This window comes from Pseudomonas fluorescens, assembly GCF_902497745.1.
In the GTDB taxonomy this organism is placed as follows: domain Bacteria; phylum Pseudomonadota; class Gammaproteobacteria; order Pseudomonadales; family Pseudomonadaceae; genus Aquipseudomonas; species Aquipseudomonas fluorescens_BM.
Window position 1 is genome coordinate 210764 of sequence record NZ_CABVHJ010000002.1, and the last position, 17181, is coordinate 227944.

At 58.1% G+C, this 17181-nt stretch carries 15 protein-coding genes; 10 read left to right on the forward strand and 5 right to left on the reverse strand.

Features of this window, described 5'->3' with window-relative positions; all coding sequences use genetic code 11:
• The first annotated feature begins 193 nt into the window (after positions 1-193).
• Positions 194-982 carry an aromatic amino acid DMT transporter YddG gene (gene yddG, locus F8N44_RS03660; protein ID WP_224794730.1) on the forward strand — a complete coding sequence of 263 codons (789 nt, stop codon included), beginning with the start codon at positions 194-196 and terminating at the stop codon, positions 980-982.
• Here the strand turns inward: yddG and F8N44_RS03665 are convergent.
• The 4 genes from F8N44_RS03665 to F8N44_RS03680 form a co-directional block, all read right to left on the reverse strand.
• On the reverse strand, positions 951-2102 hold the full coding sequence (locus F8N44_RS03665) for an MFS transporter (protein ID WP_150649350.1): 1152 nt from the start codon (positions 2100-2102) through the stop codon (positions 951-953). The genes yddG and F8N44_RS03665 overlap by 32 nt on opposite strands.
• Before the next feature lie 139 nt (positions 2103-2241).
• Entirely contained in the window at positions 2242-3477 is a 1236-nt protein-coding gene (locus F8N44_RS03670) for an aromatic ring-hydroxylating oxygenase subunit alpha (protein WP_191630856.1), read from the reverse strand.
• 78 nt (positions 3478-3555) lie between these two features.
• A complete protein-coding gene (locus tag F8N44_RS03675) occupies positions 3556-4929 on the reverse strand; it encodes an MmgE/PrpD family protein (protein WP_150649352.1) in 1374 nt (457 codons plus the stop codon).
• A 141-nt stretch (positions 4930-5070) separates the two neighbouring features.
• Entirely contained in the window at positions 5071-6030 is a 960-nt protein-coding gene (locus F8N44_RS03680) for a LysR family transcriptional regulator (RefSeq protein ID WP_034154055.1), read from the reverse strand.
• Between the two features lie 367 nt (positions 6031-6397).
• On the opposite strand from F8N44_RS03680, the gene F8N44_RS03685 reads away from it, so the two are divergent.
• From F8N44_RS03685 to F8N44_RS03725, 9 genes are all read left to right on the forward strand, one after another.
• Positions 6398-7432: a quaternary amine ABC transporter ATP-binding protein gene (locus F8N44_RS03685; protein ID WP_137217037.1), complete on the forward strand. Its 1035-nt coding sequence runs from the start codon at positions 6398-6400 to the stop codon at positions 7430-7432.
• 50 nt (positions 7433-7482) lie between these two features.
• Complete coding sequence (gene proW, locus F8N44_RS03690) at positions 7483-8436, forward strand: glycine betaine/L-proline ABC transporter permease ProW (RefSeq protein ID WP_034154053.1); 954 nt, start codon at positions 7483-7485, stop codon at positions 8434-8436.
• 43 nt (positions 8437-8479) lie between these two features.
• Positions 8480-9502, forward strand: a complete 1023-nt coding sequence (gene proX, locus F8N44_RS03695) for a glycine betaine/L-proline ABC transporter substrate-binding protein ProX (RefSeq protein ID WP_191630851.1) — start codon at positions 8480-8482, stop codon at positions 9500-9502.
• Positions 9503-9590: 88 nt separating this feature from the next.
• Positions 9591-10649: a GlxA family transcriptional regulator gene (locus tag F8N44_RS03700; protein WP_150649353.1), complete on the forward strand. Its 1059-nt coding sequence runs from the start codon at positions 9591-9593 to the stop codon at positions 10647-10649.
• A gap of 126 nt (positions 10650-10775) precedes the next feature.
• The gene (locus tag F8N44_RS03705) at positions 10776-12092 is read left to right on the forward strand and encodes an NAD(P)/FAD-dependent oxidoreductase (RefSeq protein WP_150649354.1); all 1317 of its coding nucleotides are present in this window, start codon (positions 10776-10778) and stop codon (positions 12090-12092) included.
• A 139-nt stretch (positions 12093-12231) separates the two neighbouring features.
• On the forward strand, positions 12232-13134 hold the full coding sequence (locus tag F8N44_RS03710) for a dihydrodipicolinate synthase family protein (protein WP_150649355.1): 903 nt from the start codon (positions 12232-12234) through the stop codon (positions 13132-13134).
• A 1-nt stretch (position 13135) separates the two neighbouring features.
• Positions 13136-14626 carry an aldehyde dehydrogenase gene (locus F8N44_RS03715; protein ID WP_150649356.1) on the forward strand — a complete coding sequence of 497 codons (1491 nt, stop codon included), beginning with the start codon at positions 13136-13138 and terminating at the stop codon, positions 14624-14626.
• A 203-nt stretch (positions 14627-14829) separates the two neighbouring features.
• The gene (locus tag F8N44_RS03720) at positions 14830-15078 is read left to right on the forward strand and encodes a hypothetical protein (protein ID WP_191630852.1); all 249 of its coding nucleotides are present in this window, start codon (positions 14830-14832) and stop codon (positions 15076-15078) included.
• Between the two features lie 62 nt (positions 15079-15140).
• Complete coding sequence (locus F8N44_RS03725) at positions 15141-16070, forward strand: ZIP family metal transporter (RefSeq protein ID WP_150649357.1); 930 nt, start codon at positions 15141-15143, stop codon at positions 16068-16070.
• A 29-nt stretch (positions 16071-16099) separates the two neighbouring features.
• On the opposite strand, the gene F8N44_RS03730 is transcribed toward F8N44_RS03725, so the two are convergent.
• Positions 16100-17059, reverse strand: coding sequence for an EamA family transporter (locus tag F8N44_RS03730; RefSeq protein ID WP_150649358.1), 960 nt, complete (start codon positions 17057-17059; stop codon positions 16100-16102).
• Positions 17060-17181: the final 122 nt, after the last annotated feature.

Genomic DNA, 17181 nt, shown 5'->3' on the forward strand with positions numbered 1-17181 from the left:
TGCAAGAGCGCGCGGATTCTAAGGCTTGTACGGAATTTTCCAATGGCTGTTTGCTGCGACAGTTGGACGCAGGTCAATCAAGGCTGAGTCATAACGACAGCTCATCCTTTGCAGGGCAAAAATGTTCCTTTATTGATCCTCTTGCGCTGGTTAGCCTGTGCGGTCGGTTTGCCATTTTGTGCCAGGAGTCATGATGCTGATCAAAGGTGAGCGGACCGCCACGGCGTGTGGTTTGGTGGCGATCGTTTTGTGGAGTACCGCCGCCGGACTGATCAGAGGCGTCAGCGAGCACTTCGGTGCGCTAGGGGGCGCTGCGTTGATCTATTCGCTGGGCGCCATGCTCTTGCTGGTGTTCCTCGGCCGCCCGCGGATTCGTTCGACATCCAGGCTCTATCTGGTGCTGGGCAGCGCATTGTTCGTCGCTTATGAGGTGTGCCTGTCGTTGGCATTGGGTTTCGCCAGTGATCGGCATCAAGCCATCGAACTGGGCGTGGTCAATTATCTGTGGCCGTGCCTGACCGTGGTGCTGGCGATCGTCATGAACGGGCAGAAAACCCGCTGGTTCATCATTCCAGGCTCTGCGTTGGCGATTTTCGGCATCTTGTGGGTGGTCAGTGGCGAGGGTTTATCGCTGCCGGGAATTGTGCGCAATGTTCAGTCCAACCCGTTGAGCTACAGCCTGGCCCTGGCCTGTGCGATTACCTTTGCGCTTTATTGCAATGTCACCCGTCGCTATGCCGGCGGGCAGAATCTGGTGGTGCTGTTTTTCGTATTGACGTCCGTGGTGCTGTGGTTGAAGTGGTACCTCAGCCTGGAACAGATTCCGCCAAACTGTGTTGGCATGCGACCCGGCAGCGCGACGTACCCCAGACAACACCGATCAAGGTCAGTGTGGGCGATAACCCTCACTGAAGATGCCAATCCTCGTTTCCATCAATGCTGCCAGTGCGTTATGTCTTCAAAAATCTTGCGGCGTAGCTGACGAACAACAGCAGAAATACCAAACCACCCAATGCGATGACCAGCGTACTGAGGTGGGCAACCATGCCGATAAACGCCGGGCCCATGAGAATGCCAGCGTAGCCCATAGAGATGATTGCCGGAATCGCGGTGCGCTGGGGCATGCGCTGTTGTCGACCCGCCGCGGTAAACAGCACCGGGACAATGTTCGAGCACCCGATGCCGACCAAGGCATAACCCAGCAAGGACGCCTGCCAACTCTCGAACACCAGCGAAACCAACATGCCGGCCGCCGCGCAGATCCCGCCCAGCGCCACCACGCGAACGCCACCCAGTCGGCTGACGATGGCATCTCCGGTCAGGCGTCCGAGCGTCATCGCCGCCGCGAAGCTCGCATAACCCAAGCCTGCGTAGCTCGGTTCCATTGCGCGTTGCGAGGCGAGGAAAACCGCGCTCCAGTCGAGCATGGCGCCTTCCGTCAGGAAAACAATGAAGCACAGGCTGCCCAACAGCAGCACGATCCCTCGTGGAATCGCCAACAACGGGCCGTCTCTTTCCGTGCCATAGGTCAGTAAATCTGGCGCAGCCTTGTACAGCGCGGCGAGGATGATCGCCACCAGACACAGCACCGACAACAGCGGATCCAGTCCCAGGCTGAGCATCGCCGTCATGGCCCCGGCCCCGGCGATACCGCCGACACTGTAGAGCCCGTGGAAACCGGATTGCAGGGTTTCGCCGCTGTTCTTTTCAACAATGATGGACTGAATATTGATCGCGCAATCGAGCATGCCCATGCTGGCGCCGAATCCCAGCACCGCAAGGGTCAGGCCCGGCAGCCAGGCGAGATGGCTCAGAATTGGCAGCACTGCGCACAACGCGACAGTTGAGCAGATGATCACCGGGCGGCAGCCAAAACGTGCGGTCAGGTAACCGGCAAACGGCATAGCGACGATCGAGCCGATACCAAATCCCAGCAACAACAGGCCCAGTCCGCCGTCGTCCAGTCCGGTACGGGCTTTGACTAACGGCACGAGCGGCGCCCAGGCCGACATCACAATGCCGGTGATCAAAAATACAATGCGCGTCGACACGCGTTCGCCGTGGTTTGCATAAGCCGGCAGGGATGACGTCGAGGAGTTCATTGAGGCGGACATCCTTATCGGTGTCTCCCGGCTTTTTTGGCGACGAACCGGAACAACAGCTTTTCGAGACAAAAGAGTCCCTTCCAGCATCCGTCGGGATGCTGAAGGGAAGAGGGATGGAACTGGTGAGGAGAACGGATCAGCCAACAGACTTCAAAGGGATGGGGCCTTTGAGCCGATCCATCATGGTCGCGCAGTACCAGTCATCGAACTGACAAACGCCGGTCTCGGCGGTTTCCGAATAAGGACCCGGCTCGTACGAAGGCGAGGTCACGCCGCGCTGGGTGCCTTCGACCAGCGTGCGGTCCTGATCGTTGGTGGCAATCCAGACTTTGGTCAGGCGTTCGAGATCGTAATCCACGCCTTCCACTGCGCTGTCAGGTACCAGCCATTTGGTGGTGACCAGGGTTTCAGTGGCGCTGATCGGCAGCACCCGGAAGCTCAACGCGTGGTCACCGAGGAAGTGATTCCAGGTGGACGGGTAGTGGAAGTACAACAGCGCGCCGATGTCCGCTTCAGCTGTCTTGTCCAGGCGACCGGCAACGGCCGGTTTGCCATCCATGGTGTAGCTGACGGCACCGGATGACAGCGGAATACGGGTCATGCGGAACTGGCCGTTGATATCCATCACCAAACGGCTTGGCAACCCGGCGCTCTCGCACTTGGACCAGTAAGCCGAGAGTTCGGGATCATCTTCGCCACTGACGCCACCCACCGACAGGTTATCGACGAACGAGTGCAGCAGCTCCGGGTGTGAGCCGTCGCAGTGGTAGCACTCGCGATTGTTTTCGAAGACCAGTTTCCAGTTGCCTTTCTCGATGATGTTCGACTCGAACGCCACTTTGCAGTTTTCAAGATAGTGCGGCGCGATGAAAGGACTGACGGCTTTGCGGAAACCCTCGAAGTCCGGGGCCTTGGCGGCCACGCAGACATAAATGTAGGTATCGACGATCTCGCAGTGAACGCTTTTCAGACTGTATTGGGATTTGTCGAAATCCTGGCCCATGTTGCCGGCGAACAACAGGTTGCCATCCAGCTCGTACGTCCACTTGTGATACGGGCAAACCATCTTCGCCACTTTGCCGTGATCGGCCTCGCAGATTTTTGCGCCACGGTGACGGCAGGCATTATGGAACGCCCGGACCTCGCCGTCTTTGCCGCGTACCACTGCAACGGGATAGTCGCCGATCTGCAGAGTGAAATACTGCCCCGGTTTGGTGATCTCGAAGGTGTGGCCGGCGAAAATCCAGTCCTTGTGCCAGATCTGCTCAAGATCCTGGCGGTAAACGCTCTCATTGCTGTAAAGAGCGCCCGGCAGCGAATGCCAGGGTTTGCGCTGTGCGATCAGGTCAAAAACGCTTTCTTTATTCATTATTATCCTCCCAGGGGCGACATAGCCCTCAGCCTATAGGGCGCAGGACAGCGATCACAAACGACATTTGCTGTGGGCAATTCATGCGTTGGCGTTATCGATGGGTTTTGACTGGTGTGCCGGAACGGCGTGAAAAATCGGCGCAAGAGCAGTAATGGCGCAACTGGATTGAGCAATGTGCTTGATCGCTGTTTTCACCGTGGCGCTGCGCTCTACACCTAGACCACTGGCGAACAGATCAAATTTCTGACTCAGCTCCTCAGCGCTAAGGGCCGTTTCGGGATCGCCACGCGCGGCGGTGACCGGACTCACCAGCACGCCGCCGTTCTTCAGGGTGATGGTCAATCTGGAGAGGATTTCGTCGGGGAACCGGGCCGAGATATCGGCGGCTTCGACGACTTCGATACGGCGGCTCAGTGCCAGAATATCTTCGGCAAAAATCGCCGCCCCGGTGACTTCTTCCGGACCGACCTTGCCCCGGACAATCAGTGCAGCCAGCGGAAAGGCGAGGGCGTACTGCGCCTCATCGGCGTCACTCGGCGTATGCCCCTGCAAACACATCGATTCGTAGAACGTTTCCACGCGAACGGTTTCAATCGAGTCGGCATGGAGTTGAGGATTTTCCCGCTGCAGTTCGAGCATGGCGGTCAGTGCCGGTTGCGCCCAGCGGCAGACCGGCCAGGGTTTGAAGTACTGACTGTCGATCTCCCAGCGGGTACCGATGTCGCTCCAGTATTCGGCGACGGTGATGTCTTCAACCGTTTCTGCCGGTGCACCGGTGATGCCTTCCCGGGCCATGAGCAGCGCATTCAATCCCGCAAATGCGCCTGCACCGTGGGCATCGCGCAGCATGGTCGGCGCTTGCACCACGCGCATCATCGGACAGCGTGCACTGAAGTATTCGGCGATGCCCAAGGCGTGGCAAAAGGTCGGTTCATCGAAGCCCAGCATGCGCGCGCCGGCGCAGACAACGCCCAGCGCGGAAAAACCACCCGATGCGTGATAAGTCGGCGAGGTCGCCATCAAGGCCGAACCTGCCCGCAGTGCCGTTTCATATCCGATGCACAGGACGGTCAGTAGCTCATGACCGCTGATCGACTGGCCTTGATGATGCAGCGCATCGGCCAGGGCAAGCATGGCGGGAACAACGGTGGCACCGGCGTGGCCCTTGGATTTGAAGTGGCCTTCGTGGGCGTCGAGGCTGTCAGCGCTGAACCCGCCGGCCCAGGCTGCACCGAGCACATTGACACGCTGCCCGGCAAAGATCAGACGACTGCTATAGGCGCCCACCGGGTAATGCTGTTCAGCGAAACGCCGCATCGCGCTGCTGGTGTCATTGCTGGCCGCACCGGCCATGACGCCGACGATGTCCAGCAGACTGTCCTGCACGATTGCGCGGGTCTTGAGCGGGGCATCGAGGAAATCAAAGTCGCGACAGAATTCGAAGAGTGACATTCAACAATCCCTTCCTGTGAGTTGAGCCGAACCGATCATGGCCGGCGCAGCTCAACAATGAGCCAGGGGGAGGGTGCCGCTCTAGCAACATTTTCGGCGGGCTATTGATAACCAAATCAGCCGACGCCTGTGCGGACTGAATTAACGGCGGGGAAACTTCGCCAGAATCCATTCGCGAAAACGCCGCAGTTCATCTTCGTTCTCGGAGCTTTCGCGACAACTCAAGTAGTGCCAGCTATTGCGCAATTGCACCTGTTGCTCGATCGGTCGCACTAGCAAGCCTTGCTGTACCAATCCCGTGACCAGGTGATTCCAGCCCAGCGCGATGCCCTGATGGGTCAGGACCATGCTGATGAGCAGGTTGTAATCGTTGGCATTGAAGATTTGCGGGCTGTTCGGCGGACGATCATCGATATCGATGGCCTGAAATGCCAGCCACACGCCCCAGTCGACATGTTCGGCGACTTGCGAGCGGCCATAGGGACTCAGGTTGAGCAGGGCCGAATCGCGCACGCCTTCGATCGTCGCAATCTCCGGGTGTTTCTCCAGATACTGCGGGGTGCACACCGGGTAAATCACGTCATGGCACAACGGATAACTTCTATAACCGTCGCGGATGCGCGAAATTTTGGTGATGAAGATGTCCGGCTGCACACCGGGTTCCATGGTCAGAAAGTTCTGCGTGGTGATCAGGTTGAGTTCGATATCCGGGCACTGCGCGAAGAACTCCTGCAAATGATTCGATAGCCACAATGCGGAAAAGGCCGGCGAGCAACAAACGGTGAGGACCTTCTTGGTCGACTGGCTGCTGCGGATGCGTTCGGCGGCCTGGGCGATGTTGACGAAGGACAGCTGCGCGGCATCGAAGAACACCGCACCGGCGGCCGTCAGTTCCACCGCCCGGCCGACCCGGGTAAACAGTTGCGCGCCCAGATAGCTTTCCAGCTCACGGATCTGCCGGCTGATGGCAGCTTGAGAAACGCACAATGCCTCCGCCGCACGGGTGAAGCTTTCGTATTTGGCCGCGGCGACAAATGCCTTCACGGCCCTCAAGGACGGCATTTTCAGCAGGATGGTGTCAGGGTCGACATGCTTGCTCATTCGTACACTCTCCTAACGATACAGCTCCCCAACGAAGCGCGAGGAGGGTAACGGAACCGTGCGGGGAGGGCTACGCGAGCGTCGCTGTGGGGATAGACCCGGTCGCTCATGGTGCTGACGCGGCACTCGGCAATGGCTGTCGTCGCAACCGATAACCCGACGTTATCGAATTGTCCCTGTAAATGTAGTTGGATTAAGCGGGGTGATGCTAATAGATTTGAAACATCCCTTTTTCCTGGGACCTCAAAAATAATAAAAGGAAGCCCGTCGTGAAGACATCTATTCATTACCGCTGCCGCTTACAATTATTTTTGCTCGTTTGCCTGTCGCTTAATGCGAAAGATGCACGATGCGAAGGAGGCAAGGTATGACAAGTTCCGACGAGATCATCTGCGTAAAGAATGTTTTCAAAGTCTTCGGTACGCAGCCAGCACTTGCCATGAAAATGGTTAAAGAAGGCGCATCAAAAGCTGAAGTGTTCAAAAAGACCGGTCAGGCGATTGGTGTTTTTGATGCCAACTTCTCGGTTCGCCGTGGTGAGATTTTCGTCATCATGGGTTTGTCCGGCTCGGGCAAATCGACCATGGTCCGATTGTTCAACCGGCTGATCGAACCGACGTCCGGGCAGATCTTTCTCAATGGCAAGGAAATCACTGGCTTAGGCGACAAGGATTTGTTGCAGGTTCGCCGCAAAGACATGGGCATGGTCTTCCAGTCGTTTGCTTTGATGCCGCACATGAGTGTCATCGACAACGTCAGCTTCGGTCTGGAAATCAGCGGTGTCAGCGAAAAAGAACGCTATTGCCGCGCGATGGGCGCACTGGAGCAGGTCGGGCTTTCGGGGCAGGAGCTCAGCTTTCCTCACCAACTCTCCGGCGGCATGCAACAACGTGTCGGCCTGGCCCGCGCACTGGCCAACGATCCCGCCATTCTGCTGATGGACGAAGCCTTCTCGGCACTCGATCCGATGATTCGCAGCGAGATGCAGGGCGAGCTGATCAAGCTTCAGGCCGAGCAGGATCGCACGATCATTTTCATCTCCCACGATATAGAAGAAGCGGTTCGCATCGGGCACCGCATTGCGATCATGGAAGGCGGGCGCGTGGTGCAAATCGGCACGCCGCGTGAACTTCTGTGCAACCCGGTAAATAAATATGTTCGCGATTTCTTTAATGGCTTCGACACCAGTCGCATCCTGAAAGCGGGCGATATCGCGCAGCAGGATTGCAATGTCGCTTATATACCGGGCGGGCAAACACCGATTAAAGCCGAAGCGTCTCTTCGCGACATCTTTCATATTGTCGCTGCCTCGGCAACGCCTATGCCGGTGGTGGATGAAGTTGGACTTTATAAAGGTTCGATTTCGCAGGGCCATCTTCTGAGCTGCCTGTGTAACAGCTGAACTGCGAATAATCAGCATTGATATGCCGTTTCTGAGTGCGAGGTAGCATCATGTCAGACTTCAACTTTTTAGATCCCTTTCAAAGTCTCAATATTCCTTTGGGATCCTGGGTGGAAACCGCCCTTAAATATCTGGTGCATAACTTCAGGGAAGTGTTTCGCTCGATCCGTTGGCCGGTCGATCAAGTGCTGGACGGTGTGCAGTGGGGCCTGCTGTCGGTTCCGCCGACGGTGTTCATCATCATCGCCGGGCTGATCAGTTGGCAGATTGGCGGCAAGCGCATCGCAATCTTCAGTGTCGCGACGCTCACCGGACTGGGACTGATCGGTGTGTGGAACGATGCGATGGTCACGCTGGCCCTGGTGCTGACCTCGCTGTTGTTCTGCGCAGTGATCGGCATACCGCTGGGCATCCTGTGTGCACGAAGTGATCGCACGGAAATGATCATTCGCCCGGTGCTGGATGCGATGCAAACACTGCCGGCGTTCGTCTACCTGGTGCCGGTGGTGATGCTCTTTGGTATCGGCAACGTCCCCGGTGTGATCGTCACCATCATCTTTTCCGTCGCGCCACTGGTGCGGCTGACCAACCTCGGTATTCGTCAAGTCCCGGCAGACAAGGTCGAAGCCGCCCGAGCGTTCGGTTGCACGGCTACGCAAATGCTGATGAAGGTGCAGTTGCCCTTGGCAGCGCCGACGATGATGGCCGGGCTCAACCAGACATTGATGTTGTCGCTGTCGATGGTGGTGGTCGCCTCGATGATTTCGGTGGGCGGTCTCGGCTTGATGGTGTTGAGCGGCATCGGTCGCCTCGACATGGGCCTGGCCAGCGTCGGCGGCGCTGGGCTGGTGCTGCTCGCGGTATTCCTTGACCGACTGACCCAGGCAATGGGTGAGCGCAGCAGCGATCTGGCCACAGGGCAGCGCTGGTATGAAAGCGGCCCCGTGGGGCTGGTCATGAAACTGAAGAAAAAGAAGAACGTTGCACGTCCAGTGACGAATTGAGTTGGCCTGCTCACCCCATTAAAAATTCCAAGCGTGGTGAAACATGAAACTGACAAATCTCAAGAAAAGCGTGGTTGCGAGCCTGGTGGCTTCGGTGTTTGGCACCTTGCTGTGCTCGGCGGTCTACGCGGCCGATGCCAACAAACCCGGTGCCGGCGTTTCGATTACACCGATTTTCCCGACCATTGCTGAAGAGCGCTTTCGCGGTGAGGTAGTGATCGCCGGCCTCAAGGACCTGGGCTACGACGTCAAACAGCCGAAAGAAGTCGACTACCCGGCGATGTTTCTCGCGCTGTCTTACGGTGACGCGGACTTCACCGTGCATGAATGGGAACACCTGCACCAAGCGTTTTATGAAAAGGCCGGCGGCGATGACGTGATGGTCAAAGTCGGGCAAGTCATGAAAGGCGTACTGCAGGGCTACATGATCGACAAGAAGACCGCCGAGGCTTATCAGATCAAGGATCTGTCGGACCTGAAGAAACCCGAAATCGCCAAACTCTTCGACAGCAACGGTGACGGCAAGGCTGACCTGACGGGCTGCAACCCGGGTTGGGGCTGCGAGATCATGATCGAACACCACATGAAAGCCTATGGCTTGGGCCCAACCGTGGTCGACAACCGCGGTTCGTACTTCGCGTTGATGGCAGACACTATTGCGCGGCTTCAGCAAGGCAAACCCGTGCTGTTTTTCACTTGGGTTCCGCAATGGATCGCCAGTGTGTTGGTGGAAGGGCGTGACGTGGTCTGGTTGCCGGTGCCTTTCACTTCGCTGCCGGATGGCAAGGAAAGCAAGGACACCTTCCATGATGGCAAGAACCTCGGTTTCCCGGTGGACACGATCAATGCCGTGATGAACAGAGAGTTCGCCGAGAAGAACCCGGTGGCGCGCAAATTCCTCTCTGAAGTCAGCATCCCTACGGCCGCTGAAAGTGCGCAAAACCTGCGCATGCAGAACGGTGAAAAGTCGCTGGCCGACATCAAGCGCCATGCTGCGGAATGGATCAAGGCCAACCAGCAAGCCTATGACGGCTGGTTGAGTGATGCACGGGCCGCAGCGAAGTAATCGGTTTGACCACGGTTTGGCGGTCGGCGGTGCCAGTCGCCAAACCAACGAGTTGTCGTTTCAAGTGAAGGTGAGCGGGTGACGCAAGATGGAAACGTTCCAGAGTCCGTTGAAACAACAGAACATCGGCTTTCGCCCATCCACCGTGATGTCGGGCCACGAACGGGTGGTGCGGGTGGCGTTTATCCTGCTCGATCATTTTTCGTTGACGACCCTTTCAACGGCGATGGATGCCTTGGCCACTGGAAACCTGATCAACGGCGAGACGATTTACCAGGTGTCGACCTACTCACTGCAGGGCGGGCTGGTTGAAAGCGATATCGGCGTGTCGCTGGCCTCGCAAAGGCTAGTCGCAGAAGGTTTCAGTCATGATGCGGTGATTGTCGTCGGAGGCCAGCGTGTGAGGCTCGCCACGCAGCCAGTGCTGCGCCGAGTGCTCAAGAAGTCGGCGAACAAAGGGATTGTTGCCGGTTGCTGGAATGCCGCGTTTTATCTGGCCGATGCCGGTTTGCTCGAGGCGGGGGACTTTGCTTGTCACAGCGACAGCTGCGGCCTGATTCATGAATATTTCCCGCAGTTGAAGGTATCGACTCGCGAGTTTATTTGCACACAGCGCCGGGCCACTTGCGCCAACGCTCATTCGGCGCTGGATATGACCCTGGCGATCATGCAGGAACTGGGCGCGCGCAACGATGCGGCACTGGTCGATGAAATAAAACGGGTTCACCAGTCTGGACACCTTCAACCGAAGACTGCCGACAGTCTCCGCTGTTCAGCGATTCCCAAGCCTTTGAACATCGCGCTCGACTTGATGGAACAAAACATTGAGGAGCCGTTGGAAATTGACGTAATCGCCAGTCAGGTCGGCGTGTCACGCCGGCAACTGGAAAGACGGTTTGCCCGCTATCTCAATGCCGCACCCAATCGCTACTACCTGGAACTGCGTTTGACTCGGGCGCGGCAACTGATTGTGCAAAGTGATCGTTCATTGACCGATGTGGCACTGGCCACCGGGTTTGTCAGTTATCCGCACTTCTATAAACGCTTCAAGGACTTGTTCGGCTTACCGCCCATGACCTTCAGGGACTATTACTACGCCAACGACCATGCCAGTAGCGGACGTTACGCCGTGGCGGCCAGTTTTTAAAACAAACAGTCAATCGTCACTGTTTGCGCAAGTGCCAGTTTTACAAGTTTCCGGATCAACGCCACTGCGTGCGTTCGCTTTGTGCCGCGTGCGTTTTGCAACTTCAACGATTAACGGTTCAACACTATGAAAGTCAGTTCATTACCCGCCGATGATGATAGTTGTGGCTGGTTTCACTTGAGCAAGCCACGCAGCCCCGAGCCGGCTCACCGTGGGCACCGTTCCGCCCGCTGGGTGATCATCGGTGCCGGCTTCACGGGACTGGCGTGCGCGCGGCAACTGGCGTTGAATTTCCCCGATGACGAAGTGGTGCTTATCGAAGCGCAGGAGGTCGGACTGGGGCCATCGGGGCGTAATGCCGGTTTTGCCATTGATCTTCCCCATGACATTGGCGCTGAGGATTACATCGGTGACATCGCGCTGGCTCGGACCAGTTTGAAACTCAATCTGGCTGGCCAATCGATACTTCGCGAGCTGGTCGATCAATACCGCATCGAATGTCAGATGAAAGCCTGCGGCAAATATCAGGCGGCGGTGGAGAACCGCGGTATCGCCGTACTCGACGCCTATCGTCGTGGCCTGGAAAAACTCGATCAGCCTTTTCAAATGATTGATGCCGATGAGTTGCCCGAACATCTCGGCACGCGTTTTTACCGTAAGGCGTTGTTCACCCCGGGCGCAGTGTTATTGCAACCGTCCGGACTGGTGAAAGGCCTCGCCGATCATCTGCCATCGAACGTCACGCTGTATGAGCGCACACCGATTCTGGAAGTGGAATACGGCACCAAGACGCTCCTAAAACATGCCCACGGCAGCATCACCGCCGACAAACTGATTCTGGCGAACAACTCGTTCGGTATGCGTTTCGGTTTCCTGCAAGGGCGCATGTTGCCGATCTACACCTACGCCAGCATTACGCGGCCGCTGACTGCAGAGGAACAGGCGCGCCTGGGCGGCAAACCGTTCTGGGGCGCCATTCCTGCCGATCCGTTCGGCACCACGGTGCGCCGAACCCCGGATAACCGCCTGCTGATCCGCAACAGTTTCACCTTCAACCCGGATGGTCGCAGCAACCGCAAATACAACGAGCGCTTCGTGCGCCGGCACAAGGCCTCATTCGATCAGCGCTTCCCGATGTTGCCGGACGTGACGTTCGACTACACCTGGGGCGGCGCCTTGGCCATGTCGCGCAATCACAACGGTTTCTTCGGTGAACTGGCGCCCAATGTATATGGCGCGCTGGGATGCAACGGTCTAGGCGTCACGCGCGGAACCGTCACCGGCAAGTTGCTCGCGGACTGGCTGGCGGGGCAGCGTGACCCACTGATTGACTTCCTGTTGCAGGCGCCAGGCCCCAACAGCAACCCGCCAGAACCGTTCCTTTCGCTTGGGGTGAACATGAACCTCAAGTGGGGGCAGTACCGCGCCGGGAGAGAAAGCTGAGTCTGCGTTGACCGGTCGCTGAAGCGATCACGCTCCTTGTCCTGCTGCTGTCCTGGAGGCTTGCGCCGCAAATAACCACGATCTGCCCGGCATGCCGTCGGGCGCACGGATTGAACATTGAACCACTGGAGAAAGCGCTATGAACTTTGACGGAATTTTTACCCCTGCGATTACCCCGTTGTCCGCTGATGGCCAGATCGACTATTCGGCGTTCTCCGATGTGCTCGAATACCTGATCGAGTCCAGGGTTCACGGCATCGTTATTGGCGGCTCCACCGGCGAGTATTACGCGCACACCGCCGAGGAACGCGTGGCCGTCGCCGAGCGAGCCAAAGACGTGATCCGCGGACGTTTGCCGCTGGTCATCGGCACTGGCGGCATTCGTACCGAAGACTCGGTGTACTTCGCCGAAAAGGCCAAGTCCCTGAAAGCGGACGCCATCCTGGTCGGTTCGCCACCGTATGCCTTGCCCACGCAAAAGGAAATTGCCACCCATGTGCTCGCCGTGGACAAGGCCGCCGGGCTGCCGATCATGCTTTACAACTATCCGTCGCGGATGGGCGTGGCGATGGGCGACGAGTTTTTCGAAGCGATTGCCGGCTGCAAGAACATCGCTGCGATCAAGGAAAGTTCGGGCGAGATGGGCCGCCTGCACCGTCTGGCACATGCCCATCCGTCAATTCAGCTGTCCTGTGGCTGGGATGATCAGGCCCTGGAGTTCTTCGCCTGGGGTGCGCGCAGCTGGGTTTGTGCAGGCTCGAACTTTATTCCGCGTGAACACATTGCACTCTACGAAGCCTGTGTCCTCGAGAAAAATTTCGATAAGGGTCGGCGGATCATGTCGGCGATGCTGCCACTGATGGATTTCCTCGAAAGCGGCAAGTTCGTGCAGTCGATCAAACATGGCAGCGAACTCAGTGGCCTGCGTGCCGGCGGGGTCCGAGCGCCGCTGCAAGCGCTGGAGCCTGCCGAGAAGCAAGCGTTGGAAAGCGTGATCAAAACCCTGCAGAACAACGTCGCGCGTATCGTCGAGGAGGCTTGAAATGGCAGACCTGCTGAGTAAAGAGCAATACTTCGAACTGGCTGCAAAACTCGAATTTCGCAACCAAGCGTTCATCAACGGCCAGTTCTGCGCCTCCAGATCGGGCAGGACATTCACCACGACCAACCCGGCCACCGAACAGGTATTGACCGAGATCGCCGCGTGCGATGCCGACGACGTCGATGCCGCCGTCGCCGCTGCGAAGGAAGCCTTCGATGACGCACGCTGGCATTCACTGGCGCCGTCCGCACGCAAATCGGTATTGCTGCGCTTTGCCCAGTTGCTGGAAGACAACGCCCATGAACTGGCGGTGCTGGAAAGTCTCGACAGTGGCAAGCCGATCCGTGAATGCCAGAACATCGACGTGCCGGAAACGATTCATACGTTGCGTTGGCATGCCGAGCTGATCGACAAGATCTACGATGCTACGGCCCCCGTCGGCTCGGGTGCGGTAACCATGGTGGTGCGCGAACCGATTGGCGTCGTCGGCCTGGTGCTGCCGTGGAATTTCCCGCTGCTGATGCTCGCCTGGAAAATCGGTCCGTCGCTGGCCGCTGGCTGTTCGATCGTGGTCAAACCGGCCAAGGAAACTACCCTGAGCACGTTGCGCGTCGCCGAACTGGCGCATCTGGCGGGGATTCCCGCCGGTGTCTTCAACGTCGTGCCTGGGGGCGGGAAAGAGGCGGGCGAACCGCTGGGGCGTCACCCGGATGTGGCGATGGTCAGCTTCACCGGTTCAACTGACACCGGGCGACTGTTCCTCAAGTATTCCAGCGAATCGAACCTCAAACGCATCGTGTTGGAATGTGGCGGCAAGAACCCGGCCGTGGTGATGAATGATGTCGAAGACATCGACCTCGTCGCTCAGCATGTGGTGAACGGCGCGTTCTGGAACATGGGTGAAAACTGCTCGGCCTCATCGCGTCTGATCGTCCACGCCGACGTCAAGGATGAACTGTTGCAGCGTGTGCAGGTGCATCTGGGCGACTGGAAAATGGGCGACCCACTGGACCCGGAAAACCGCCTGGGCTCGATGATCAGCAAGGCGCATTTCGACAAGGTGCGCTCCTACCTTGATGTGGCCCGCGACGAAAAACTGCGTGTGCTGGTGGGCGGCAAAACCCGCCAGGATATTTTCGTCGAACCCACCATCGTTGATGGCGTGAGCCGCGATAGTCGGCTGTTCCAGGAAGAAATCTTCGGCCCGGTGCTAAGCGTTACCACCTTCCAGAGCGTTGACGAAGCCATTGAGCTGGCCAACGACACGGCCTACGGCCTGGCGGCATCGGCTTACACCGGCAACCTGCGCCATGCCCTGAAACTCTCACGCGGGATTCGCGCCGGGATTGTCACGGTGAACTGCTTCGGTGAGGGCGACGCCTCTACGCCATTCGGCGGCTACAAGGAGTCGGGGTTCGGCGGGCGCGACAAGTCGATCTGGGCGCACGACCAGTACACTGAAATCAAAACCATCTGGATTGACGCTTCCTGATAGTGCCTTGACGCAACAAATCACATCGCCCCGACCACTGAATTGAGTAGCGGGGCGATTGCCACATACCGTAACCCCATCCATGAGCTGGATGGGTTGGTGGCCACGTCAGCAGAAAGCTTTCAGTCATCCGCTTTTCGTCAGACATTTTGAACCTAACTCGAAATCGGTTGCTCAACCGGGAAATGTTCGGGGTGGGCGAAATGAACGCGTTCAAGAATCAACTGACATTCGCACAAGAAACCAGATTACTCGCATTGGCGGCCTGGCAACGTGCACTGGAAAACCTTGAACTGCGCATGGACTGCCCAGACGCCTATCACGATGAACTGCTGCGCCAATCGGATGAAATGGATCGCTTGGGCATACTCAGTTGGGACGAGTGGCGCGACCTGCGCAGAGAAGCAGACGTCGCCTACCTGCGCGCAGTCGCTGGAGACGATTACCATTGAGGTCATGTACGGTCGTTTTGCGGATCCGCTGAATAGATCGAATCAACAAAACAGGAGTTCCCATGCCCGAGCCGTTGACCTCATCAGCCGCACCCGCTCGCTCCTGGTTCGCCCGATTCTCAGGATCCGGGTGGGGCGGGTGCGTCTTCTGGTCAATTCTGATCGGCGTGACCGTCTTCCTGCTGATAAGCGGTTATGGCGCCTTCGTCGGAGCCAACAAACAAAATCTGCACTTCGCCTTTATCGGTGGCATGACCGGCTTCGCTGCGACGGCAATGGGTGCTGTCGTAGCGATCGCGTTGCGAGATATCGCCGCCCGCACCCAAGACATCATGCTCGGCTTCGCCGCCGGAATGATGCTGGCCGCCAGTTCGTTTTCGCTGATTCTGCCTGGCATCGAAGCGGCTCAGGCGCTTTGCGGTAACCCGTTGCTCGCAGCCTGCGTCGTCGTTGCAGGATTGGCATTGGGCGTTGCGCTGATGGTCGGCCTAGATCGTTTCGTGCCTCACGAACACGAGAAAAGCGGACGCCGGGGGCCGGACGCGCAGCGCATCAATCGTGTCTGGTTGTTCGTTTTGGCAATCACGCTGCATAACCTGCCGGAAGGCATGGCGATTGGCGTGAGCTTCGCCAACGGCGATATGAAGGTGGGACTGCCGCTGACGACTGCCATCGCCATTCAAGACATTCCCGAAGGTCTGGCAGTCGCCTTGGCATTACGCGTAACCGGCATCTCCGCACTGCGCGCAGCACTGATTGCGGTGGGTTCGGGGTTGATGGAGCCGATTGGCGCCATTGTCGGACTGGGTATTTCCAGCAGCTTTGCGTTGGGATATCCCATTGCGCTCGGTCTGGCAGCCGGGGCGATGATTTTTGTGGTGTCCCATGAGGTCATTCCCGAGACCCATCGCAACGGGCATGAGACCCCGGCCACGTTGGGACTGATGCTCGGCTTTGGGGTGATGATGTTTCTCGATACGGCTTTGGGTTAATCACGAACCTGACCACTGAAGAGAAACCCTCACGCACTGGCTTTAACCTCAGCCTTGACCACTGATTTACGGTACGTCAGCAAAACGATGCCCGTGACCACAATCACCCCGCCGAAAATCTGTCCTTTGCTGAGCATTTGGTCCAGCACAATCCAGCCCATCAGCAGCGTTGCCAATGGCTCGATGTTCATGACCGGCGCATTGCGCGGCATGTCGAGGCGAGGCACGGAAATGAACAGGACGATAAAACCTGTGCCGTAGAGCACCACCAAAGTGGCGAGGGCCAGCCATCCGGTCGAGGTCGCGGGCAGGTTCAGTCCGCCTGGGAGGGCGCCCGTCAGCCCTGCCAGGTTGACGCTGCTGAACACGATGAAAATGGTCAGCAGACTGCGCACCGAGCCACGTACCTGAGACAGCTTGTGGTCGGTGATCCACAGCGCGCAGGCGAACACGCTGGCGGCGCAGAACGCGAGCGCGACGCCCGTCAGCCATTGCGCACTGACGTCTGTCGTGGTCGAGAGCCGCCCGGGGACGTCCAGCACAAACACCAGGCCCAGTAGAATCAAGCCCATCAAGCTCGCAGTGCGTGCGCTCGGTCGCTGGCCACCCAGCGCCCAGGTGAGCAATGCCAGCAGAATTGGGAATACGTTCGCCACCAGCAGGGCCAGCGCCACTGGCACCCGCGCGACAGCGGAATACAGACACAGACTCTGCGCAGTGATCAGCAACCCCAGCAACAGCTGCCAGCGCCAGGCACCCGCCGGCAAACGCAGGCTTTGTCTTTGCCACAGCACCAGGATGGCAAGCACCAGCAAGGTCCCGCCGGAACGCATCAAAATCGCCAGCAACACACCCGCACCATCATCAAATGCGACTCGCGCCGCCACATGATTGCCGGCAAACGCACAGCCCATGCACAGCAGAATGATTACGGCGAGAAAGCGAGGGAAGGGTGGCGGTACGGTTTGCGCAGCGGTAGGGCGAGGCATGGCAGATCTCAGGATTGTTAGCCGTTCGAACGACTTGGTTTTTATTGGTTGTCGTACAACTAGCCCGTTTTATCGCATTCGGCGACGTCGGGCAATAGACCTGAAAGCGCACAGCTACGCAT